Below are 26556 nucleotides of genomic sequence, written 5' to 3' on the forward strand. Positions count from 1 at the left end.
GCCCTCCGCGCATACCTCAAGCAGCACCTGCCCGAGTACATGGTGCCCGCGGCCTTCGTCCCCCTGGAAGCGCTGCCCCTGACGTCCAACGGCAAGGTGGACCGCAAGGCACTCCCTGCTCCGGACGTAAGCGCGCTTCGGGCTTCGCACGCCTACGAGGCTCCGGCGACCCCGCTGGAGGAGAAGCTCGCGGCCCTGTGGAGCGAAGTGCTTCGCGTGCCCACCGTGGGTCGCGCGGACAACTTCTTCGAACTGGGTGGCCACTCGCTGCTCGCCACGCAGTTGGTGGCCCGCGTGCGTGCGGCACTCGACGTGGAGTTGCCGCTTCGTGCCCTCTTCGAGGCCCCCACCATCGCTGCCCTGGCTGAACGCCTCCAGCGCGCCACGACCGGCACGCGTCTGCCCTCCCTGACGCGCACGCGCACCGAAGGCCACCTGCCTCTCTCCTTCGCGCAGCAGCGCCTCTGGTTCCTCGATCAGCTGACCCCGGACGACGCCTCCTACAACCTGCCCGTCGCGCTGCGCCTCCTGGGCCGGCTGGACGTGGAAGCCCTTCGCCGTGCCTTCGAAGCGCTGGTGGCGCGGCACGAAGCGCTGCGCACCACCTTCTTCGAAGAGGAGGGCCAGCCCTTCCAGCGCATCCATGCCCCGGCCGCATGGGCGCTCCCGGTGGAAGACCTCTCTTCCCTGGAGGAGTCCGCACGCGAGGCGGAGACGCTGCGGCTTGCCACCCGTGAGGCCCGGCAGCCCTTCCACCTCGTCCACGGGCCTTTGCTGCGCACAGCCCTCCTCAAGCTTTCAGAGGATTCCCACGTCCTCCTCGCGACGATGCACCACATCGTCTCCGACGGCTGGTCCATGGGCGTCCTCGTCCGCGAGCTGGCAAGCCTCTATGAGTCCTTCAGTGGCGGCCGGGCTCCCTCCCTGCCACCGCTGCCCGTGCGGTACGCGGACTTCGCCCTCTGGCAGCGCCAGTGGCTCCAGGGGGAGCCGCTGGAGTCACAGCTCAGCTACTGGAAGCGCCAGTTGGCCGGCGCCCCCGCCGCACTGGAGCTGCCTACGGACCGTCCTCGTCCAGCAGTGCAGTCACGGCGCGGTGCCACGGTGCCCGTGCACTTCCCGTCGCAGCTGACGGACTCCCTTCGCAGCCTGGCTCAGCGGGAGGGCGCTACTCCCTTCATGCTGCTGCTCTCCGCCTTCCAGCTGCTACTGTCGCGCTACTCCGGCCAGGACGACATCAGCGTCGGCTCCCCCATCGCTGGCCGTACTCACGCAGAGGCCGAAAGCCTCATCGGCTTCTTCGTCAACACCCTCGTCCTTCGCACGCAGGTCCAGCCTCAATCGACCTTCCGCCAGCTGCTGGCCCAGGTGAAGGCCACCACGCTCGGGGCCTACGAGCACCAGCACGTTCCCTTCGAGAAGCTGGTGGAGGTCCTCCAGCCCTCGCGTGACTTGAGCCGCAGCCCGCTCTTCCAAGTCATGCTCGTCCTGCAGAACGCACCCGCAGAAGCCCTGCGCGTGCCGGGCATGGCCTTCCAGCCCATTCCCCTGGAGGGCAACTCCTCTCGCTTCGATTTGGCCCTCACCCTCTTCGAGGTGCCTCAGGGCCTCACCGGCTTCCTCGAGTACAGCTCCGACCTCTTCGACGCCTCCACCGCCCAGCGCCTCATGGGCCACTTCGGCGTCCTTCTCTCCTCCCTCGCCGCCCAGCCCGACGCTCGCGTGTCCACGCTGGAGGTGATGACGGCGGCGGAGCGGCAGCATCTCCTCGTTGAATGGAACGAGACGGACGTCGCCTTCCCGCGCGACACCTGCATCCACCACGTCGTCGCGGAGCACGCCCAACGCGAGCCGGACGCGGTCGCCGTGCGCATGGGGGAGAGAAGCATCAGCTACGCGGGCCTCGACGCCTGGGCCCATGGCCTTGCCGTCCAACTCCACGCGGCCGGTGTCTCCCGTGGCAGCCGCGTCGCCGTCCTCGCCGAGCGCTCTCCGGAGTTGGTGGCGGGCCTCCTCGCCGCACTCAAGGTGGGCGCCGCCTACGTCCCCATCTCTCCCGGTGTCCCGCCGGAGCGTCTGGCTTTCATGCTGGAGGACTGCGGTGCTTCTGTCCTCCTCACCCAGCAGCACCTGCGCGACTCGCTGCCGCCCCTCTCCGCTCGTGTCCTCGCGCTCGAAGTGGAGACTGCGGCGCACCAGCAGCCGCTGCTGGTGATGCCCGTGGGCCCGGAGGATTTGGCCTACGTCATCTACACCTCCGGCAGCACCGGACGGCCCAAGGGCGTCGCTGTCCACCACCGCGCGTTGATGAACCTCGTCTCCTGGCACCAGCGCACCTACGCGCTGACGCCCAAGGACTCCACGGCCCTCACCGCGGGCGTCGCCTTCGACGCCTCCACCTGGGAGGTGTGGCCTTCCCTCGCCTCTGGCGCCAGCCTCGTCGTCCCGCCCGACGCCGTGCGTGCGGAGCCATCCCAACTGCTGCAATGGCTGGCACGCGAAGCCATCACCACCTGCTTCATGCCGACGCCCCTGGCCGAGGCCGTGCTGCGTGAGGAGTGGCCTCGCCCCATCGCCCTGCGTGCCCTGCTGACGGGCGGAGACGCCCTCCACCACGGGCCGCCTCCTTCATTCCCCGCCGCCCTCTTCAACCACTACGGGCCCACCGAGAGCACCGTCGTCGCCACCTTCACCCCCGTCGCTGCCTCCTCGCGCGACGACGGCACGCGGCCTCCCATCGGACGGCCCATCGCCAACACCCGCACCTACGTCCTCGACGCCCACCTTCAGCCGGTGCCCGTGGGTGTCCCCGGTGAGCTCTTCCTCGCCAGTGAAGGCCTCGCCTGGGGCTACCTGGGTCAGCCGGCCCTCAGTGCTGAGCGTTTCATCCCGCACCCCTTCTCCTCCACGCCGGGTGCCCGCCTCTACCGCACGGGTGACGTCGTGCGCTGGCGCGCCGACGGCCAGCTGGACTACCTCCAGCGGCTCGACTTCCAGGTGAAGGTGCGTGGCTTCCGCATCGAACTGGGCGAAATCGAGGCCTCTCTCCTCGCCCATCCTTCCGTGCACGAAGCCGCCGTCCTCGCTCGTGAGGACGTCCCCGGTGACAAGCGCCTCGTCGCCTACGTCGCGCCCACTTCGGGCCAGCAACTGGACACCTCGGCGGTGCGCACGTTCCTCAAGGAGCGGCTGCCCGAGTACATGGTACCCGCCGCCTTCGTCGTCATGGAGGCCCTTCCCCTCAGCCCCAATGGCAAGGTGGACAGGAAAGCACTGCCCGTCCCTGACGCTTCACCGCTCGCGGACTTCGTCGCTCCTCGCGACGCCACCGAAGAGAAGCTCGCGGACGTCTTCGCCCAGGTCCTGCGCGTGGAGCGCGTGGGCGTCCACGATGACTTCTTCGCACTCGGTGGCCACTCCCTGCTGGCCACCCAGCTCGTCTCCCGCGTCCGCGCGGCCTTCGGTGCGGAGCTGCCGCTTCGAGCCCTCTTCGAGGCCCCCACCGTCGCCGCCTTCGCCGAGCGCCTGCGCACCTCCGCCGCTGGCTCCCGGCTCCCGCCACTCCCTGTCGCCACCCACGAGGGCCCGCCGCCCCTGTCCTTCGCGCAGCAGCGGCTGTGGCTGCTGGATCAGCTCCAGCCGGGCAGCGCCGCGTACAACATCCCCGCGGCCCTTCGCCTGAAGGGCCAGGTGGACGTGGAGTCCCTGCGCCGTGCCTTCGAGACGCTGGTCGCACGGCATGAAACGCTGCGCACCACCTTCTTCCAGCACCAGGGCGAGCCCGCGCAGCGCATCCACTCGCCTGGGACGTGGACGCTGTCCCTGCTCGACGTGTCCTCGGTGCCCGAGGCCCGGCGGGAGGAAGAGGCGCGGCGCCTCGCGAACCTGGAGGCCCGGCGTCCCTTCGACCTGGAAGCCGGCCCGCTCCTCCGCACGTCGCTGGTGCGCCTGGGCGACGCGGAGCACCTGCTGCTGGTGACGATGCACCACATCGTCTCCGACGGCTGGTCCATGAGCGTCCTCGTCCGTGAGCTCACCGCGCTCTATGCGGCGTTCCACACGGATCACCTGCCCACCCTCGCGCCGCTGCCCGTGCAGTACGCGGACTTCTCCGTCTGGCAGCGATCATGGCTCCAGGGCGAAACGCTGGAGACCCAGCTCGCCTACTGGAAGGAGAAGCTCGCGGGAGCACCCGCCGCGCTGGACCTGCCCACGGACCGTCCGCGTCCGCCCGTGCAGTCGCATCGGGGCGCCGCGGTGGACATGCGCGTCCCCGCGCAACTCTCCGACGCCCTCAAGACCCTGGCCCAGCGTGAAGGCGCCACGCCCTTCATGCTGCTGCTCGCGGCATGGCAGCTGCTCCTGTCGCGCTACTCCACGCAGGACGACATCAGCGTGGGCACGCCCATCGCCGGCCGCACGCAAGCGGAGACCGAAGGCCTCATCGGCTTCTTCGTCAACACGCTGGTGCTGCGTGCCCACGTGCAGCCACAGGCGACCTTCCGCCAGTTGCTGGCCCAGGTGCGTGGAACGACGCTCGCGGCCTACGAGCACCAGCACGTGCCGTTCGAGAAGCTGGTGGAGACCCTCCAGCCCGTTCGCGACCTGAGCCGCAGCGCGCTCTTCCAGGCGATGTTCTCCTTGCAGAACACGCCCATGGAAGCGCTGCGCGTGCCGGGCCTGTTGTTCGAGCAGCTTCCGCTCGAATCGAACTCCGCGAAGTTCGACCTGACGCTGACGATGCAGGACTCGCCCCAGGGCTTCGTGGGCGTCCTGGAGTACAGCAGCGACCTCTTCGATGCCTCGACCATGCAGCGCCTGGTGGGACACCTGGGCGTGCTGCTGGAGGCCATCGCTACGCAGCCGGACGCGACGCTCGCGAGCCTGCCGCTACTCACCGCTCCGGAGCGGCAGCGGCTCCTCGTGGACTGGAATGGCCCCAGCGCCGAGTTCCCTCGCGACCTCTGCCTCCATGACGCCTTCAGCGCCCAGGCCCTTCGCACGCCCGACGCGCTGGCCGTCATCTGCCGCGAGGAACGGCTCACCTTCCGTGAGTTGGACACGCGCGCCAATCAGCTTGCGCACCGGCTGGTGAAGTTGGGCGTCGGCCCCGATGAACGCGTCGTGCTCTGCGTGGAGCGCTCCGTGGAGGCCCTCGTTGGCATCCTCGGCACTCTCAAGGCCGGTGGCGCCTACGTCCCCATCGACCCCAGCTACCCGCGTGACTGGCTCGCCCACGTCCTCCAGGACACCGGCGCTCCCGTCGTCCTCACCCAGCAGCGTCTGCGCGATTCGCTTCCTCCGCACTCCGCGCACACCCTCTGTTTGGACTCCGACTCCGCGGAATTCGCTCTTGAGTCCCAGGACGCTCCGGTGACGTCGGTCACGCCGGAGCATCTGGCGTACATCATCTACACCTCTGGCAGCACCGGCCGTCCCAAGGGCGTGATGATTCAGCACCGCTCCGTGCTCAATCTTCGCGTCGCTCTCGCCACCACCGTGCACGCGGATGCTCAGCCTGGGGAGCGCGTCAGCGTCAATGCGCCGCTGTCCTTCGACGCCTCCGTCAAGCAGCTCATCCAGGTGCTCGACGGACACACCCTCTGCATCGTCCCCGACGAGGCACGCGCTGACGTCGGCGAACTCGTCAACCGGATTGCCCAGGACGCCCTCGACGTCCTCGACTGCTCTCCCGCGCACCTGCGCCTGCTGGTGGATGAAGGCCTGCTGGAGCGCAAGTCCATCCCCCACCGCGTCCTCGTGGGTGGTGAAGCCGTGGACCCCGCCACCTGGCGCCACCTCGCCCAGGCCCCTCGCCCGCGCGTCTTCAACGTCTACGGCCCCACCGAGTGCACCGTCGACGCCACCGCCTGCGCCTTCGATGCGTCTCCGACTCCCACCATCGGCAGGCCCCTGCCCAACGTCCGCGTCTATGTGCTCGACCGCACGTTGCGCCCCGTGCCCGTGGGCGTCGCCGGTGAGCTCTTCATCGGCGGTGAGGGCGTCGCGCGCGGCTACCTCAATCGGCCGGAGCTGACCGCGGACCGCTTCATCCCGGATGCCTTCTCCTCCACGCCCGGTGCCCGCCTCTACCGCACGGGCGACGTGGTGCGCTGGCGCACGGATGGGATGCTCGACTACCTGGGCCGCGCCGACTTCCAGGTGAAGATCCGCGGCTTCCGCATCGAACTGGGTGAAGTCGAAGCCGCGCTCCTCAAGCACCCCCAGGTGCACGCAGCAGTGGTGCTGGCGCGCGAGGATGTGCCCGGCGACAAGCGGCTCGTGGCCTACGTGGTGCCTCCGGAAGGCACGGAGTCCGCGCCCACGCCCGAGTCCCTCAAGGACTGGCTCAAGCAGCTCCTGCCGGAACACATGCGCCCCTCGGCGCTCCTCGTGCTGGAGGCGCTGCCGCTCAACACCAACGGCAAGGTGGACCGCAAGGCACTGCCCGCGCCCCAGGGCACCTCGCTCGCCTCCACCTACGTCGCGCCGCGCACTCCCACCGAGGAGCAGCTCGCCACCCTCTTCACGCAGGTGCTGCGCGTGGAGCGCGTGGGCATCCACGACGACTTCTTCGCGCTCGGAGGCCACTCCCTGCTGGCCACCCAGCTCGTCTCTCGCATCCGCGCCACCTTCCGCGCGGAGCTGCCGCTGCGGGCCCTCTTCGAAGCGCCCACCGTGGCCACGCTCGCCGAGCGCCTCCAATCCCAGACGCCGAGCCTCCGCCTCCCGCCGCTCACCCGGACCGAGGTGGACGGGCCTCAGCCCCTGTCCTTCGCCCAGCAGCGGCTCTGGTTCCTGGATCAACTCACGCCGGGCGATGCGTCCTACAACATCCCCACGGCGCTCCGGCTGACGGGCCAGGTGGACGTGGAGTCGCTGCGCCGCGCGTTTGAAGCGCTGGTCGCTCGTCACGACGCCCTGCGCACCACCTTCCGCGACAGCGAGGGGCAGGCCACCCAGCACATCCACACGCCCGGCACGTGGGCGTTGCCGCTCACCGACCTCTCCACGCTGCCCGAGGCGCGGCGCGAAGACGAAGCACAGCGGAAGGTCGAAGCGGACGCACGTCAGCCGTTCGACCTGCGGAACGGTCCGCTGCTGCGCACCGCGCTCGTGCGGCTGGCGGCGGAAGAACACCTGTTGCTCGTGACGATGCACCACATCGTCTCCGACGGCTGGTCCATGAGCGTGCTCGTCCGCGAGCTGGTGGCCTTCTATGAAGCCTTCAGTACCGGTCAAGCGCCCGCGCTGGCCCCGCTGCCGGTGCAGTACACGGACTTCGCGGCGTGGCAGCGCGACTGGCTCCAGGGCGAGACGCTCGACGCGCAGCTGGGCTACTGGAAGCAGCAGCTCGGAGGGGCTCAGGCCACGCTGGAGCTGCCCACGGATCATCCCCGCCCGGCCATCCAGTCCCACGCGGGCGCGACCCACGCCGTGAGGATTCCCCAGGCTGCGTCCGACGCGCTCAAGGCCCTGGCCCAGCGCGAAGGTGCCACGCCCTTCATGGTGCTGCTCGCGGCCTGGCAGGTGCTCCTGTCTCGCTACGCAGGCCAGGACGACATCACCGTGGGTTCGCCCATCGCGGGCCGGACCCAGGCGGAAACCGAAGGACTCATCGGCTTCTTCGTCAACACGCTCGTCCTGCGTACTCGCGTGACGCCGGAGAGTTCCTTCCGCCAGTTGCTCGCCCAGGTGCGCGGCACGACGCTCGCTGCGTACGAGCATCAGCACGTGCCCTTCGAGAAGCTGGTGGAGGTGCTCCAGCCCGTGCGGGACACGAGCCGCAGCCCCCTCTTCCAGGTGATGTTCGTCCTCCAGAACGCCCCGGGAGAAGCGCTGCGCGTGCCGGGCCTCACCTTCCGGCAGGTCGTCGCCGAGGGCCACTCCGCCAAGTTCGATCTCACCCTGACGTTGCAGGACTCACCGCAGGGCTTCACCGGCTGGATGGAGTACAGCACCGCGCTCTTCGAGCGGAGCACCCTCGAGCGGATGGGCAACCATCTGCGCACGCTGCTGGAGGCCGTGGCCGCGAAGCCCGACCAGCCCGTGGCCGGGCTGTCCCTCCTCTCCAGCGAGGAGCGTCAGCGCGTCCTCGTGGAGTGGAATGACACGGCCGCCGTCAGCCCGACGGATGTGCCAGTCCACGTCCACTTCGCCCAGCAGGCACAGCGCACGCCCGACGCGGTGGCCCTGGTGCTGGGGGATGACTCGCTGACGTATGCCCAGTTGGATTCACGCGCGAACCAACTGGCCCATCACCTGCGGGCCCTGGGCATCGTCCCCGGTGCACGCATCGGCCTCGCCATCGAGCGGTCCTTCGAGTTGGTGACCTCGCTCCTCGCCATCCTCAAAGTGGGCGCGGCCTTCGTCCCCGTGGACCGCAATGCGCCCGTGGAGCGCATCGCCGCACTGCTGGAGGATGCGGACGTCAGCGTGACGATCGCGCACCAGCCCTTCGCGTCACTGCTGCCCGCTTCCGGCACCCGCGTCTGGTTGGATACCCAGGCCACGGAGATCGCCGCGCGCCCCACGCATGCGCCGGACGTCCGCGTGGACGGTGAAGCCCTGGCCTACGTGATGTTCACCTCGGGCTCCACGGGCCGCCCCAAGGGCGTCTGCGCGCCGCACCGGGGCATCACGCGCCTGGTGCTCGGCAACACCTTCATGCGCTTCGGGCCGGATGAAGTCTGGCTCCAGGCCGCCCCTGTTGCCTTCGACGCGTCCACGCTCGAAATCTGGGGCGCGCTGCTGCACGGCGCGAAGCTCGTCCTCGCTCCGCCACACTCCCTGTCGCTGGAGGAACTGGCCACGCAGCTGCGCCACCACCGCGTGACGTCGCTCTGGCTCACCGCCGCCCTCTTCGAGCAGATGGCCCTGCACCAGGGCGAAGCGCTCGCGGGCGTGCGCCAGGTCCTCGCGGGTGGCGACGTGCTGCCCGCCTCCCGCGTTCGCGAGCACCTGGCCCGCCTGCCGGAAGGCACCACTTTCATCAACGGCTACGGCCCCACGGAGAACACGACCTTCTCCACCACCTTCGCCATGCATCGCGACTCGGTGGTGGGCGGTTCGGTGTCCATCGGCCGGCCGCTCTCCAACTCCACCGTCTACGTGCTCGACGCGAACCTGCGCCCGGTGCCCGAGGGCGTCGCGGGTGAGGTGTACGTCGGAGGCCAGGGTCTGGCCTGGGGCTACCTGAACCGCCCCGACCTGACCGCGGAACGCTTCGTCGCCCATCCCTTCGCGTCCACGCCGGGCGAGCGCCTCTACCGCACGGGCGACAAGGCCCGCTGGAAGGCGGACGGCACGCTCGACTTCCTGGGTCGCGTCGACTTCCAGGTGAAGGTGCGGGGCTTCCGCATCGAGCTGGGTGAAATCGAAGCCGTGCTGCGCGCCTTCTCGGGCGTCAACGAGGCCGTCGTCGTGGCCCGGGGCGCGGACGCGGACAAGCGCCTCATCGGCTACGTCAGCGCGAGCGAAGGCCACTCGCTGGACTCGGACGCGCTCAAGGCCCAGCTCCGGCGGAGCCTGCCGGAGTACATGGTGCCGGCGGCCTTCGTGGTGCTGACCGCGCTGCCTCTCAACGCCAACGGCAAGGTGGACCGCAAGGCCCTGCCAGAGCCGGAGGAGACCGCGCGCGCCGTCGCCTACGTCGCACCGCGCACCGCCACGGAGAAGCAGCTGGCGGCCCTCTTCGCCGAAGTCCTCCGGGTGGAGCAGGTGGGCCTCCACGATGACTTCTTCGCGTTGGGAGGCCACTCGCTGCTGGCCACCCAGCTCGTCTCGCGCGTGCGGACCACGCTCGGGTTGGAGCTGCCCCTGCGGGCCCTCTTCGATGCGCCGACCGTCGCCGCTCTCGCGCTGAAGCTCGCGGACGCGCGGCCCGCCGCGGCCCGAGGGGCTCTTCCGCTCCGGCCCACCTCACGCAAGGGAGCCATTCCGCTCTCCTTCGCCCAGCAACGCCTCTGGTTCCTGGATCAGCTCACGCCGGGGGATGCGTCGTACAACATTCCGTCCGCGCTCCGGCTGCAGGGGCCGGTGGACGTGGCGTCGCTGCGCCGCGCTTTCGAGTCCCTGGTCGCGCGTCACGAATCCCTGCGCACCACCTTCCATGAGCATGAAGGCCAGGCCACGCAGCACATCCACCTGCCGGACGCGTGGGCACTGCCGCTCGTGGACCTGTCCTCGCTGCCCGACGCGCAGCGCGAAGCCGAGGCCCAGCGCCGCATCGCGAAGGAGGCGAACCAGCCCTTCCACCTGGAGCGCGGACCGCTCCTGCGCACGACGCTGGTACGGCTGGCGGAGGAGGACCACCTCCTGCTCGTGACGATGCACCACATCGTCTCCGACGGCTGGTCCATGGGCGTGCTCGTCCGCGAGCTGATCACCTTCTACGAGGCCTTCACCTCCGGCCAGACGCCCACGCTGGCCCCGCTGCCGGTGCAGTACGCGGACTTCGCGGAACGGCAGCGCCAGTGGCTCCAGGGAGAGGCGTTGGACGCGCAGCTGGGTTACTGGAAGCAGCAGCTCGCGGGCGCGGCGTTCGCGCTGGAGCTTCCCACCGACCATCCGCGTCCGGCCATCCAGTCCCACCAGGGCGCGGCCGTCTCCGTCCGGATTCCCCAGGCGACGTCCGACGCGCTCAAGGCGCTGGCCCAGCGTGAAGGCGCCACGCCCTTCATGGTGCTGCTGGCGGCCTTCCAGGTGCTCCTGTCGCGCTACGCCGCGCAGGACGACATCACCGTGGGCTCGCCCATCGCGGGCCGCACGCAGGCGGAGACCGAGGGCCTCATCGGCTTCTTCGTCAACACGCTCGTCCTGCGCACGCGCGTGGCGCCGGAGGACTCCTTCCGGACGCTGCTCGCCCAGGTGCGCGGCACGACGCTCGCGGCCTACGAGCACCAGCACCTGCCCTTCGAGAAGCTGGTGGAGGTCCTCCAGCCCGTGCGGGACGCGAGCCGCAGCCCGTTGTTCCAGGTGATGTTCGCCCTCCAGAACGCCCCGGTGGGAGACCTGCGCGTTCGCGGACTCACCTTCCAGCAGGTCATCACCGAAGGGCGCTCCGCGAAGTTCGACCTCAACCTGGCGATGCAGGACTCGCCCCAGGGCTTCGTGGGTTCGCTGGAGTACAGCACCGCGCTCTTCAAGCGCGGCACCGTGGAGCGGATGGCCCGTCAGCTGCTCACGCTGCTGGAGGCCGTGGCCGCCAGTCCCGAGCAGTCCGTGGCCGGGCTGTCCCTCCTCTCCAGCGAGGAGCGGCAGCGCATCCTCGTGGAGTGGAACGACACCGCCGTCGCCAGTCCCACGGACATTCCCGTCCACGTCCACTTCGCGCGGCAGGCGCAGCGCGCGCCCGAGGCCATCGCCCTCGTCATGGGGGAGGCCTCGCTGACGTATGCGCAGCTGGACGCGCGCGCGAACCAACTGGCCCACCACCTGCGCGACCTCGGCATCGTTCCGGGTGCGCGTGTCGGTCTCGCCGTCGAGCGGTCCTTCGAGCTGGTCGCGGCGCTCCTCGCCATCCTCAAGGTGGGTGCCACCTACGTCCCCGTGGACCGCAATGCGCCCGTGGAGCGCATCGCGTCCCTGCTGGAGGACGCGGACGTCCACTTCGTCGTCACCCACCAGCCCTTCGCGTCACTGCTGCCCGCCACCGGCACCCGCGTCTGGCTGGATGCGCAGCGAGACGTCATCGCCACGCGGCCCACCCACGTCCCTGACGTCCGCGTGGACGGCGAGGCCATGGCCTATGTGATGTTCACCTCCGGGAGCACCGGCCGTCCCAAGGGCGTCTGCATTCCGCACCGGGGCATCACGCGAATGGTGGTCGGCAGCACCTTCATGCGCTTCGGCGCGGACGAGGTCTGGCTGCATGTCGCCCCCATCGCCTTCGACGCCTCCACGCTCGAAATCTGGGGCGCGCTGCTGAATGGTTCGAAGCTCGTCCTCGCTCCGCCCCACTCGCTGTCGTTGGAGGAGCTGGCCGCGCTGTTGCGCCACCATGGTGTGACGACGCTGTTCCTGACGACCGCGCTCTTCGAGCAGATGGCCCTGCACCAGGGTGAAGCGCTCGCGGGCGTGCGCCAGATTCTCTCCGGTGGCGACGTGCTGCCCGCGGACCGCGTGCGCGAGCACCTGGCCCGCATCCCCGAAGGCGCCAGCTTCCACAACGCCTACGGCCCCACGGAGAGCACCACCCTCGCCACCACCTTCGCCATGGGGCATGGCTCGCACGTGGAAGGAGCCATCCCCGTCGGCCGGCCGCCCTCCAACTCCACGGTCTACGTGTTCGACGCGAACCTGCACCCGGTGCCCGTGGGCATTGCCGGCGAGGTGTACGTCGGCGGCCAGGGTCTGGCCTGGGGCTACCTGCACCGCCCGGACCTGACCGCGGAGCGCTTCATCCCCCACCCCTTCGCCTCCAGTCCGGGCGAGCGCCTCTACCGCACGGGAGACCAGGCCCGCTGGAGGGAGGACGGCACGCTCGACTTCCTGGGCCGTGTCGACCTCCAGGTGAAGGTACGTGGCTTCCGCATCGAGCTGGGCGAAATCGAGACCGCGCTGCGCTCCGCCGCCAGCGTCAACGAAGCGGTCGTCGTGGCGCGGGGCACCGGCGCGGACAAGCGCCTCATCGGCTACGTCACCGCGCGCGCGGGCCATGCGCCGACCCCGGACACGCTCCGGGCAGGCCTCAAGCAGCGGCTGCCCGAGTACATGGTGCCGTCTGCCTTCATGGTGCTGGACGCGCTGCCCATCAACGCCAACGGCAAGGTGGACCGCAAGGCCCTGCCGGAGCCGGGGAACACGCCTCGGAGCACCGTCTTCGTCGCGCCGCGCACCGCCACCGAGGAGCAGCTGGCCACCCTCTTCGCCGAGGTCCTCCGCGTGGAGCGCATCGGCGTGCGGGACGACTTCTTCGCCATGGGAGGCCACTCGCTGTTGGCCACCCAGCTCGTCTCGCGCGTGCGCTCCACCTTCCGTGTGGAGCTGCCGCTGCGGGCCCTCTTCGAGGCGCCCACCGTCGAACGCCTCGCGCCGAAGCTCGAGGAGGCCCAGACCACCGGGCTCCGCGCACCGCCGCTGCGGCCCATGCCACGAGAAGGCGCCATTCCGCTGTCCTTCGCGCAGCAGCGCCTGTGGCTACTGGATCAGCTCCAGCCGGGAGACATCTCGTACAACATCCCCACCGCCCTGCGACTGACGGGCCCGGTGGACCTGGAGTCGTTGCGCCGCGCCTTCGAAGCGCTGGTGGAGCGCCACGAATCGCTGCGCACCACGCTCTCCACGTCGCAGGAGGAGCCGTCGCAATGCATCCAGGAGCCCTCCAGCTGGGAGCTGCCCCTCATCGACCTGACGTCCCTGCCTGAGACGCAGCGGGAGGAGGAGGCCCAGCGCGCGGCGGCCACGGAAGCCCGGCGTGCCTTCAACCTCTCCACGGGCCCGTTGCTGCGCAGCACGCTGGTGCGGCTGGGACAGGATTCGCACCTGTTGCTGGTGACGATGCACCACATCGTCTCCGACGGCTGGTCCATGGGCGTGCTCGTCCGGGAAGTGGCGGCCTTCTACGAAGCCTTCGTCGCGGGCCAGTGGCCCTCGCTCCCGCCGCTGCCCGTGCAGTACGCGGACTTCTCGATGTGGCAGCGAGGCTGGCTCCAGGGTGAGGCCCTGGACGCGCAGCTGGGCTACTGGAAGAAGCAGCTCGGGGGGGCACCTTCCGCGCTGGACCTGCCCACGGACCGCCCGCGTCCGCCGGTGCAGTCACGCCGAGGCGCCACGGTGGACGTGCGCATCCCGTTGGAGGTCTCCCAGTCCTTGAAGGCCCTGGCCCAGGATGAAGGCGCCACGCCCTTCATGCTGCTGCTCGCGGCCTGGCAGCTGCTCCTGTCGCGCTACTCCACGCAGGACGACATCAGCGTGGGTACGCCCATCGCGGGCCGCACCCAGGCGGAGACCGAGGGCCTCATCGGCTTCTTCGTCAACACGCTCGTGCTGCGCGCCCACGTGCAGCCGCAGGCGACCTTCCGTGAGTTCCTCGCGCAGGTGCGCCGCACGACGCTCGCGGCCTATGAGCACCAGCACCTGCCCTTCGAGAAGCTGGTGGAGGTCCTCCAGCCCTCGCGAGACCTGAGCCGCAGCGCGCTCTTCCAGGCGATGTTCTCCCTGCAGAACACGCCCACCGAAGCGCTCCGCGTGTCCGGGCTGTCCTTCCAGAGCGTCCCGGTGGACACCCGGTCCTCCAAGTTCGACCTCACGCTCACCCTCGGCGAGTCACCCCAGGGCTTCGTCGGGCTGCTGACGTACGCGACGGACCTCTTCGATGTTTCGACGGTCCAGCGAATGTCCGGACACCTGGGCGTGCTGCTGGAGGCCATCGCCGCCCAGCCGGACGCGACGCTCGCGGGCCTGCCCCTGCTCACCGCGCCAGAGCGGCAGCGGCTCCTCGTGGACTGGAATGGCCCCAGCGCCGAGTTCCCTCGCGACCTCTGCCTCCATGACGCCTTCAGCGCCCAGGCCCTTCGCACGCCCGACGCGCTGGCCGTCATCTGCCGCGAGGAGCAGCTCACCTTCCGTGAGCTGGACACGCGCGCCAATCAGCTCGCGCACCGGATGGTGAAGCTGGGCGTCGGCCCCGACGTGCGCGTCGTGCTCTGCGTGGAGCGCTCCGTGGAGGCCCTCGTCGGCATCCTCGGCACTCTCAAGGCCGGTGGCGCCTACGTCCCCATCGACCCCAGCTACCCGCGCGACTGGCTCGCCCACGTCCTCCAGGACACCGGCGCTCCCGTCGTCCTCACCCAGCAGCGCCTGCGCGACTCTCTTCCTCCGCACTCCGCGCACACCCTCTGCCTGGACTCCGACTCCGCGGACTTCGCTCTTGAGTCCCAGGACTCGCCGGTGACGTCGGTCACGCCGGAGCATCTGGCGTACATCATCTACACCTCCGGCAGCACCGGCCGCCCCAAGGGCGTGATGATTCAGCACCGCTCCGTGCTCAATCTTCGCGTCGCCCTCGCCGCCACCGTGCACGCGGACGCCCAGCCCGGGGAGCGCGTCAGCGTCAACGCTCCGCTCTCCTTCGATGCCTCCGTCAAACAGCTCATCCAGGTGCTCGACGGCCACACCCTCTGCATCGTCCCCGACGAGGCACGCGCCGACGTCGGCGAGCTCGTCAACCGGATTGCCCAGGACGCCCTCGACGTCCTCGACTGCTCTCCCGCGCACCTGCGCCTGCTGGTGGATGAAGGCCTGCTGGAGCGCAGGGCCATCCCCCACCGCGTCCTCGTGGGGGGTGAAGCCGTGGACCCCGCCACCTGGCGCCACCTCGCCCAGGCCCCGCGCCCTCGCGTCTTCAACGTCTACGGCCCCACCGAGTGCACCGTCGACGCCACCGCCTGCGCCTTCGACGCTTCCCCCTCTCCCACCATCGGCAGGCCCCTGCCCAACGTCCGCGTCTACGTGCTGGACCGCACGCTGCGCCCCGTGCCCGTGGGCGTCGCGGGTGAGCTCTTCATCGGTGGTGAGGGCGTCGCGCGCGGCTACCTCAACCGGCCGGAGCTGACGGCGGACCGCTTCATCCCGGATGCCTTCTCCTCCACGCCCGGTGCACGCCTCTACCGCACGGGCGACGTGGTGCGCTGGCGTGCGGACGGGATGCTCGACTACCTGGGCCGCGCTGACTTCCAGGTGAAGATCCGCGGCTTCCGCATCGAGCTGGGTGAAATCGAGTCCCGCCTGCTGGGACATCCCGCCGTGCATCAAGCCGTCGTCCTCGCCCGCGAGGACGTGCCCGGAGACAAGCGGCTCGTCGCCTATCTTGTCCCCGAGGCGGGAGAGTCCCTGGACTCCACCGAGCTGCGCACCTTCCTCAAGCAGAACCTGCCCGAGTACATGGTGCCGTCCGCGTTCCTCGTGCTGGAGGCCCTGCCGCTCAACACCAACGGAAAGGTGGACCGCAAGGCACTGCCCGCGCCCCAGGGCACGGCGCTCGGGTCCACCTACGTCGCGCCGCGCACCGCCACCGAGGAGCAGCTCGCGGCCCTCTTCATTCAGGTGCTGCGTGTGGAGCGCGTGGGCGTCCACGACGACTTCTTCGCGCTCGGCGGTCATTCGCTGCTGGCGACCCAGCTCGTCTCGCGCGTGCGCGCCACGTTCCGCGTGGAACTGCCGCTGCGGGCCCTCTTCGAAGCGCCCACCGTGGCCGCGCTCGCGGAGCGGCTCCAGACGGCCACGCCGAACCTCCACCTGCCCGCGCCCACCCAGACGCACGCGGACGGCCCGCGGCCGTTGTCCTTCGCGCAGCAGCGGCTGTGGCTGTTGGATCAGCTCCAGCCTGGAGACGCGTCGTACAACATCCCCACCGCGCTCCAGCTCTCTGGGCAGTTGGACGTGGAAGCCCTGCGCCGTGCCTTCGAAGCGCTCATCCAGCGCCACGAGGCCCTGCGCACCACCTTCCACGAGCACCAGGACCAGCCCATCCAGAACATCCACGCTCCCGGCGGTTGGACTCTGCCGCTCGTGGACCTCTCCGCCCGGCCTGAAGCACTCCGGGAAGAAGAGGCGCGGCGGATGGCCAACGAGGAAGCACGGAAGCCGTTCGGCCTCGCCAGGGGACCACTGCTGCGCAGCACGCTGGTGCGGCTGGGACAGGACTCACACCTGTTGCTCGTGACGATGCACCACATCGTCTCCGACGGCTGGTCCATGGGGGTCCTCGTCCGGGAAGTGGCGACCTTTTACGCGGCATTCTCCACGGGCCAGTCGCCCTCGCTCCCGCCGCTGCCCGTGCAGTACGCGGACTTCGCGGCGTGGCAGCGGAACTGGCTCCAGGGCGAGGCACTGGACGCGCAGATCCAATACTGGAAGCAGCAGCTCTCCGGAGCACCCGCTGCGTTGGAGCTGCCCACGGACCACCCGCGCCCGCCCGTGCAGTCGCACCGGGGTGACTCGGTGGAAGTGCGCATTCCCAAGCACATCGCGGATGCCCTCAAGGCGCTCTCGCAGAGGGAAGGCGCCACGCCGTTCATGACGTTGCTGGCGGCGTTCCAGGTGCTGCTGTCGCGCTACTCCGCGCAAGACGATGTCAGCGTGGGCTCCCCTATCGCCGGCCGCACCCAGGCGGAGACCGAAGGCCTCATCGGCTTCTTCATCAACACGCTCGTCCTGCGCGCCCAGCTGAACCCGCGCGCGACGTTCCGGGAGCTGCTGGCCCAGGTGCGAGACACGACGCTCGCGGCCTACGACCATCAGCACCTGCCGTTCGAGAAGCTCGTGGAGGCCGTGCAGCCCACGCGCGACCTGAGCCGCAGCCCGCTGTTCCAGGCCATGTTCGTCCTGCAGAACACGCCCACCGAGGCGCTGCGCCTGCCGGGCTTGTCCTTCCAGGCCCTGCCGCTGGAATCACACTTCGCCAAGTTCGACCTCTCCCTGGGTCTGCGTGAAGGCCGAGACGGATTCGTCGGTTCATTCGACTTCGCGACGGACCTGTTCGACGTGGCGACCATCCAGCGCCTGGCTGGACACTTCGGCGTATTGCTGGAGGCCCTCGCGACGAAGCCGGACACCCGATTGGGTGACCTGCCGCTGCTCACTGACTCCGAGCGCAAACAGATCCTCGTCGATTGGAATCCCCCCGCATCGCAGGTGCCGCAGGAGTCCAGCATCCCAGCGATGGTGGAAGCGCAGGTGCGCCGCACTCCGGATGCCCTGGCCATCATCACTCCCGAGCGGCAGCTGACGTATCGGGAGATGGACGCGAAGGCGAACCAACTCGCGCACCGCCTGCGCGGCTTGGGCGTCGGGCCCGAAGTCCGCGTCGGCCTCTGTGTCGAGCGCACTGAAGACCTCGTCATTGGTGCCCTCGGCATCCTCAAGGCGGGTGGTGCCTACGTGCCACTGGACCCCAGCTACCCGCGTGAGCGCTTGGGCTGGCTGCTGGAGGACGCCCAGGGCCCTGCACTCGTCGCGCACTCCCATCTGCTCTCGGCGTTGCCCGAAACCAGTGCCACGCCGGTGTGCTTGGACTCGGATGCAGAACTGGCGAAGCAGCCGACGACGGCCCCCGCGGTGGACATCCACCCCGGCCATCTCGCCTACCTCATCTACACCTCCGGCAGTACCGGCCGTCCCAAGGGCGTCGCCATCTCCCATGGCAACGCTGTCTCCTTCCTCCACTGGGCCCTGGAGACCTTCTCGCCGGAGGAGTTAAAGGGCACCCTCGCCGCGACGAGCCTCAACTTCGACCTCTCCGTCTTCGAACTCTTCGCTCCGTTGAGCAGTGGTGGTGCGGTGGTCGTGGCACGCAACGCCTTGCACCTGGCGGAGCTGCCTACGGCCTCTCACGTCACCCTCGTCAACACCGTGCCCTCCGCCATGGCGCAACTGCTGCGCCTGGGTGCGGTGCCGCCCTCCGTGCGTGTCATCAACCTCGCCGGTGAGGCCCTGCCGGAGACGTTGGCGAAGCAGGTCTACGCCGTCCCCACGGTGCAGAAGCTCTTCAACCTCTACGGGCCTTCCGAGGACACCACCTACTCCACCGCCTCCCTCGTCGGTCGGGACGAGGTGCCCCTCATCGGCAGGCCCCTGCCCGCGACGCGTGCCTACGTGTTGGACGCGTCTCTCCAGCCGGTGCCCGTGGGTGTCGCAGGTGAGCTGTACCTCGCGGGTGAAGGCCAGGCTCGTGGCTACCTGCTTCGCCCGGAGCTCACAGCGGAGCGCTTCGTACCGGAGCCCTTCGGTCCTCCCGGCGGCCGCATGTACCGCACGGGCGACCGCGTCCGTTACCGCCTCGACGGGCGCCTGGAGTACCTCGGCCGCATCGACTTCCAGGTGAAGGTGCGCGGCTTCCGCATCGAGTTGGGCGAAATCGAAGCCGCGCTCCGCCGCGCCCCGGGACTCAAGGACGCCGTCGTCGTCGCCAAGGGTGAGGCCGCCGACAAGCGCCTCGTCGCCTACGTCACGCCCAAGGCTGAGACCTCCCTGGAAGTGGAGGCCCTCAAGGCCCATCTGCGTCAGGGCCTCCCCGAGTACATGGTGCCCTCCACCTTCGTGGTGATGGACGCCCTGCCCCTCAACTCCAACGGCAAGGTGGACCGCAAGGCCCTGCCGGAGCCGGAGGCGCCCCAGTCCGGCAACACCTACGAAGCGCCTCGCACGGAAGTCGAAGCGAAGCTGGCCTCCATCTGGGCGGAAGTCCTGCGTCTGCCCCAGGTGGGCGTGAAGGACTCCTTCTTCGAGCTGGGCGGGCACTCACTGCTGGCCACCCAGGTGGTGTCGCGCGTCCGCGCGGAGTTCAACGTGGAACTCCCCCTGCGCGCGCTCTTCGAGTCCCCCACCGTGGAGGCGCTCGCCGGGCGGCTGCACGGGAGCGCCACCTCCCAGGCTCCGAAGCTCACCCGCGTCTCGCATGACGGTCCGCTGCCGCTGTCCTTCGCTCAGCAACGGCTATGGCTGTTGGATCAGCTCCAGCCCGGCGACGCGTCGTACAACATCCCTACTGCCCTCCAGCTCTCGGGGCACTTGGACGTCGAGGCCCTGCGCCGTGCCTTCGAGGCGCTCGTCGCCCGTCACGACGCCCTGCGCACCACCTTCCACGAGCACCAGGATCAGCCCATCCAGACGGTCCACGCGCCCAGTGGTTGGACACTGCCGCTCGTGGAGCTCTCAACCCGGCCTGAGACGCTGCGGGAAGACGAGGCGCGCAGGCTGGCCAACGCGGAAGCGCGGAAGCCGTTCGACCTCGCCAGGGGACCGCTGCTGCGCAGCACGTTGGTGCGGCTGACCGAGGACTCACATCTGTTGCTCGTGACGATGCACCACATCGTCTCCGACGGCTGGTCCATGGGCGTCCTCGTCCGGGAGATGGTGGCCTTCTACGAAGCCTTCTCCACGAGCAGCACGCCGGCTTTCGCGCCGCTGTCCGTGCAGTACGCGGACTTCGCCGCCTGGCAGCGGAACTGGCTCCAGGGCGAGGCACTGGACGCGCAGATCCACTACTGGAAGCAGCAGCTCTCCGGAGCACCCGCGGCGTTGGAGTTGCCCACGGACCGCCCGCGGCCGCCCGTGCAGTCCCACCGGGGCGCAACGGTGGACGTGCGCATCCCCTCGGAGATCTCTCACGCGCTCAAGGCCTTGGCACAACGGGAAGGTGCCACGCCGTTCATGACGTTGCTGGCGGCGTTCCAGGTGCTCCTGTCGCGCTACTCCGCACAGGATGACGTCAGCGTGGGCACGCCCATCGCCGGCCGCACACAGGCGGAGACCGAAGGCCTGATTGGCTTCTTCATCAACACGCTCGTCCTGCGCGCCCAGTTGGATTCGCGTGCAACGTTCCGTGAACTGCTGACTCAAGTGCGAGGCACGACCTTCGCGGCCTTCGAACATCAGCACCTGCCGTTCGAGAAGCTGGTGGAAGCCGTGCAGCCCACACGCGACCTGAGCCGCAGTCCGCTCTTCCAGGCCATGTTCGTCCTGCAGAACACGCCCACCGAGGCGCTGCGCCTGCCGGGCTTGTCCTTCCAGGCCCTGCCGCTGGACGCCCACTTCGCGAAGTTCGATCTCTCCCTGGGTCTGCGTGAAGGCCGGGACGGATTCGTCGGCACGCTGGAGTACGCGACAGACCTGTTCGACGCCGAGACCATCCAGCGCATGGCTGGGCACTTCGGCGTGTTGCTGGAGGCCATCGCGAAGAAGCCGGACACCCGACTGGGTGACCTGCCTCTGCTCACCGACCCCGAGCGCCAGCAACTCCTCGTCGCTTGGAATCCGCCTGCATCGCAGGTGGCGCAGGAGTCCAGCATCCCCGCGATGGTGGAAGCGCAGGTGCGCCGCACACCGGATGCCCTGGCCATCATCACTCCCGAGCGACAGCTGACGTATCGGGAGCTGGACGCGAAGGCGAACCAACTCGCGCACCGTCTGCGTGGCCTGGGTGTCGGGCCTGAAGTCCGCGTCGGACTGTGCGTCGAGCGCACTGAAGACCTCGTCATTGGTGCCCTCGGCATCCTCAAGGCTGGCGGCGCCTACGTGCCGCTGGACCCCAGCTACCCGCGTGAGCGTCTGGGCTGGCTGCTGGAGGACGCTCAGGGTCCTGCCCTTGTCGCTCACTCCCATCTGCTCTCAGCGCTACCGGAGACATCCGCCACGCCGGTGTGCCTCGACTCGGACGCGGAGCTGGCGAAGCAGCCCACCACGAAGCCTGAGGTGGGCATCCACTCCGGCCACCTCGCCTACCTCATCTACACCTCCGGAAGCACCGGCCGCCCCAAGGGCGTCGCCATCTCCCACGGCAACGCTGTCTCCTTCCTCCACTGGGCTTTGGAGACCTTCTCGCCGGAGGAACTGAAGGGCACCCTCGCCGCGACGAGCCTCAACTTCGACCTCTCCGTCTTCGAACTCTTCGCGCCGTTGAGCAGTGGCGGTGCGGTGGTCGTGGCACGCAACGCCCTGCACCTGGCGGAGCTGCCCACCGCGTCCCACGTCACCCTCGTCAACACCGTGCCCTCCGCCATGGCGCAGCTGCTGCGCCTGGGCGCGGTGCCGCCTTCAGTACGTGTCATCAACCTCGCCGGTGAAGCCCTCCCGGAGACGCTGGCGAAGCAGGTCTACGCCGTCCCCACGGTTGAGAAGCTCTTCAACCTCTACGGCCCGTCCGAGGACACCACCTACTCCACCGCCTCCCTCGTCAGTCGTGACGAAGTGCCCCTCATCGGCCGCCCGCTACCCGCGACGCGCGCCTATGTGCTGGACGCCTCATTGCAGCCGGTGCCCGTGGGTGTCGCAGGTGAGCTGTACCTCGCGGGTGAAGGACAGGCGCGTGGCTACCTGCTGCGTCCGGAACTCACCGCGGAGCGCTTCGTCCCCGAGCCTTACGGCCCTCCCGGCGGCCGCATGTACCGCACGGGCGACCGCGTCCGTTACCGCCTCGACGGGCGCCTGGAGTACCTCGGCCGCATCGACTTCCAGGTGAAGGTGCGTGGCTTCCGCATCGAGTTGGGCGAAATCGAAGCCGCTCTCCGTCGCACTCCAGGACTCAAGGACGCCGTCGTCGTCGCGAAGGGTGAGGCCGCCGACAAGCGGCTGGTCGCCTACGTCACGCCCAAGGTGAATGCGTCGCTGGAGGTGGAAGCCCTCAAGGCCCATCTGCGTCAGGGCCTCCCCGAGTACATGGTGCCCTCCACCTTCGTGGTGATGGAGGCCCTGCCCCTCAACTCCAACGGCAAGGTCGACCGCAAGGCCCTGCCGGAGCCGGAGGCGCCCCAGTCCGGCAATACCTACGAAGCGCCTCGCACCGAAGTCGAAGCGAAGCTGGCCTCCATCTGGGCGGAAGTCCTGCGCCTGCCCCAGGTGGGCGTGAAGGATTCCTTCTTCGCGCTGGGTGGGCACTCGCTGCTGGCCACCCAGGTGGTGTCGCGCGTGCGCGCGGAGCTCAGCGTGGAACTGCCCCTGCGCGCGCTCTTCGAATCCCCCACCGTGGAAGCGCTCGCGGTTCGCCTCTCGGGACTCACCCGCACGGGCACTTCGCCGCTCACCCGCGTCTCGCATGACGGTCCGCTGCCGCTGTCCTTCGCCCAGCAGCGGCTGTGGCTCATTGATCAGCTCGAACCGGGCAGCCCCCTCTACAACATGCCCGTCGCCGTCCGGCTGGAGGGCCACCTGCGCGCGGACATGCTCGAGCGCGCGCTGCAGGAAGTCGTGCGCCGACACGAAGCCCTGCGCACCACCTTCACCCAGGTGAACGGTGAACCGGTCCAGCGCATCCACCCCGACAGTCCGGTGCCCCTGGGGCTCGTGGACCTCTCGGACCTGCCGGAGACTCAGCGCGAGCCCGAAGCGCGGTTCCAGGTGGAACAGGAGATGCGCCGACCCTTCGACCTGCGCACCGGTCCGCTCATCCGCACGCTGCTCTTCAAGCTGGCCGAACACGAGCACGTGCTCGTCGTCACCCTGCACCACATCGTCTCCGACGGCTGGTCGCTGGGTGTGCTGGTGCGTGAAGTCACTGCCCTCTACGCGGCCTTCTCCGCGGGACAGCCGTCGCCCCTTCCGGCCCTTCCCGTTCAGTACGCGGACTACGCGGACTGGCAGCGCCGCACGCTTTCGGGTGAGACGCTGCGGCAGGAAATGGCCTACTGGGAGGGGAAGCTCTCCGGCGCTCCGGCCGTGCTGGAGCTGCCCACGGACCGGCCGCGTCCTGCGGTCCGGAGCACTTCGGGTGCAACCCTCGGCTTCACTCTGTCGCGTGAGTTGACGGAAGCCCTGCGGAGCCTGGGCCACCGTGAAGGCGGTTCGCTCTTCATGGTGCTGCTCGCGGCATGGCAGGGCCTGCTGTCGCGCTACACGGGCCAGCAGGACATCAGCGTGGGCTCGCCCATTGCCGGCCGCACGCGTGCGGAGACGGAGGGCCTCATCGGCTTCTTCGTCAACACGCTCGTCCTGCGCGCGAAGGTGGACGAGGGCCAGTCCTTCCAGGCGCTGCTCCAGCAGGTGCGCGCCACGGTGCTGGACGCGTACGAGCACCAGGAGGTGCCGTTCGAAAAGCTGGTGGAGATCCTGCAGCCGACGCGCAGCCTCAGCCACACGCCTCTCTTCCAGACGCTGCTCGCGCTCCAGAACGTGCCCACGGAGGACGTGCGTCTGCCAGAGCTCCGTCTCCGCGGACTGGAAGCCACCCAGTCGACTTCGAAGTTCGACGTGAGCGTCTTCTTCACGGAGACGTCCGAAGGACTGCGAGGCACGCTGGAGTACAGCACCGCCCTCTTCGAGCGGAGCACGATGGAGCGGATGGCCCGCCACCTGCGCACGCTGCTGGAGGCCGTGGCCGCGAAGCCCGAGCAGCCCATGGCCCACCTGCCGCTCCTCTCCAACGACGAGCGCCAGCGCGTCCTTGTGGAGTGGAACGACACGGGCGTCACCAGCCCGACGGAGATTCCGGTCCACGTCCACTTCGCCCGGCAGGCCCAGAGCACGCCTCACGCTGTCGCCCTCGTGCTGGGGGATGATTCGCTGACGTACGCCCAACTGGACGAGCGCGCGAACCAACTGGCGTGGCACCTGCGTGCCCTGGGCATCGTCCCGGGTGCGCGTGTGGGCCTTGCCGTCGAGCGCTCCTTCGAGTTGGTGACCGCGCTCCTCGCCATCCTCAAGGTGGGCGCGGCCTTCGTCCCCGTGGACCGCAATGCCCCCGTGGAACGCATCGCGATGCTGCTGGAGGACGCGGACGTCGGAGTGGTGGTCACGCACCAGCCCTTCGCTTCGTTGCTCCCCGCCACCGGCGCTCGCGTCTGGATGGATGCCCAGTCCGCGGAGATCGCTTCGCGGCCCATGCATGCGCCCGACGTCTCCGTGGATAGCGAGTCTCTCGCCTACGTCATGTTCACCTCGGGCTCCACGGGGCGTCCCAAGGGCGTCTGTGTGCCGCACCGGGGCATCACCCGCCTGGTGCTCGGCAGCACCTTCATGCGCTTCGGGCCCGACGAAGTCTGGCTCCAGTTCGCACCCGTGGCCTTCGATGCGTCCACGCTCGAAATCTGGGGCGCACTGCTGCACGGCGCGAAGCTCGTCCTCGCTCCGCCTCATTCCCTGTCGCTGGAGGAGCTGGCCGCCCAGCTGCGCCACCACCGCGTGACGTCCCTGTGGCTCACCGCCGCCCTCTTCGAGCAGACGGCCCTGCACCAGGGCGAAGCGCTCGCGGGCGTGCGTCAGGTCCTCGCTGGTGGCGATGTGCTGCCTGCCGCCCGAGTGCGCGAACACCTCGCGCGTCTTGCGGAAGGTGCGACGTTTATCAACGGCTACGGCCCCACGGAGAACACCACCTTCTCCACCACCTTCTCCATGCAGCACGGCACGCGCGTGGAAGGCGCCATCCCCATTGGCCGGCCCCTCTCCAACTCCACCGTCTACGTGCTCGACGCGCACCTGCACCCGGTGCCCGTAGGCGTCGCGGGTGAGGTGTACGTCGGAGGCCACGGCCTGGCCTGGGGCTACCTGAATCGTCCCGAGCTGACCGCGGAACGCTTCGTCCCCCATCCCTTCGCCTCCACTTCGGGCGAGCGCCTCTACCGCACGGGCGACCAGGCCCGTTGGAGGGAGGACGGCACCATCGACTTTATCGGCCGCGTCGACTTCCAAGTGAAGGTGCGGGGCTTCCGCATCGAGTTGGGCGAAGTCGAAGCAGCCCTGCGCTCCGCCACTGGCGTCAATGAGGCCATCGTCGTGGCCCGGGGCACGGACGCGGACAAGCGCCTCATCGGTTACGTCACTGCTCGCGAAGGCCACCCGCTGGACGCGGACACCCTCAAGGTGGGCCTCAAGCAGCGGCTGCCCGAGTACATGGTCCCCTCCGCGCTCGTCGTGCTGGGCGCCCTGCCCCTCAACGCCAACGGCAAGGTGGACCGAAAGGCCCTGCCCGAGCCCGACGCCCACGCCGTTGAAGCCCGGGACTTCGTCGCTCCCCGCGACGCGCTCGAAATGCAGCTCGCTCGCATCTGGGAGGACCTCCTCGGCGTCCGCTCCGTCGGCGTCCGCTCCAGCTTCTTCGAGTTGGGCGGCCACTCCCTGCTCGCCGTGCGCATGGTCGCCGCCGTGCGCGAGCGTCTCGGCCTGAGCCTCCCTCTCTCCGTCCTCTTCCAGCAGCCCACCATCGAGCAGCTCGCGCAGGTGCTCCGCGACGACTCACAGGACTGGACGCCCCTCGTCCCACTGGAGCGTGGAGAGCCCGGGCACCGGCCGCTCTTCCTCGTCCACCCGGGCGGAGGCAACGTCCTGGCCTACTCGGAACTGGCGCGCCGCCTGGGGCCCTCGCTGCCCGTCTACGGCCTCCAGTCCCGTGGCCTCGACGGACGGCCCGTCGCCGAGTCCATCGAGGAGATGGCCACCCTCTACATCGAAGCCATCCGCACGGTGCAGCCTCACGGCCCCTACCAACTGGGAGGCTGGTCTCTCGGCGGCGTCATCGCCTACGAGATGGCCCGCCGCCTGCGTGAGGCCGGTGAAGCCGTGGACCTGCTCGCCCTCATCGACGCCCACGTCCACGGCCTGACGAAGCCCGCCCAGGAAGCCACGCACCTCGACTCCGAGGCCCGCGCGCGGCTCGCCTTCGCCCATGCCACCGCCACCGCCTTCGGCCAGGAGCTCTCCGCCCCGGACGAAGCCCTGGCACAGGGCGACGACGTGATGCTGGGCCACCTGCTGCAGGAAGGACTCCGGTCGCGCATCCTCGACGCGCAGTCCGGCCCGGCCCAACTGCGTGCCCTCTTCAACGTCTTCCGAGCCAACCTCTTCGCCCACGAGAAGTACGTGCCCCAGCCGTACGACGGCACCGCCCTGCTCCTGAGCGCCAGTGGCGTCGCCGAAGCGATTCCTCGTCACCGCGGGTGGGAGCCCCTCGTGCGAGGCGAACTGAAAGTGCACGACGTCCCCGGTGGCCACCACGAGCTGATGCAGGACCCGCACCTCGGGTCTGTCGTCGAGCACCTGCGCTCCGCCCTGGCCGCCGTTACGTCCAACGACGCCACCGGCAGTTGAAGACAACCTCCACTCCGTGTCTGTCTTTCAGGCACGGAG

General features: G+C 69.4%; 1 protein-coding gene. It reads left to right on the forward strand.

All coding sequences use genetic code 11. The annotated features are described in order from the left end of the window. The coding region (locus tag D7Y15_RS18840; RefSeq protein WP_148712804.1) for a non-ribosomal peptide synthetase at positions 1-26517 on the forward strand (26517 nt) is incomplete at its 5' end. Positions 26518-26556 lie beyond the last annotated feature (39 nt).

Source organism: Corallococcus sp. AB030 (assembly GCF_003668965.1).
In the GTDB taxonomy this organism is placed as follows: Bacteria; Myxococcota; Myxococcia; order Myxococcales; family Myxococcaceae; genus Corallococcus; species Corallococcus exiguus.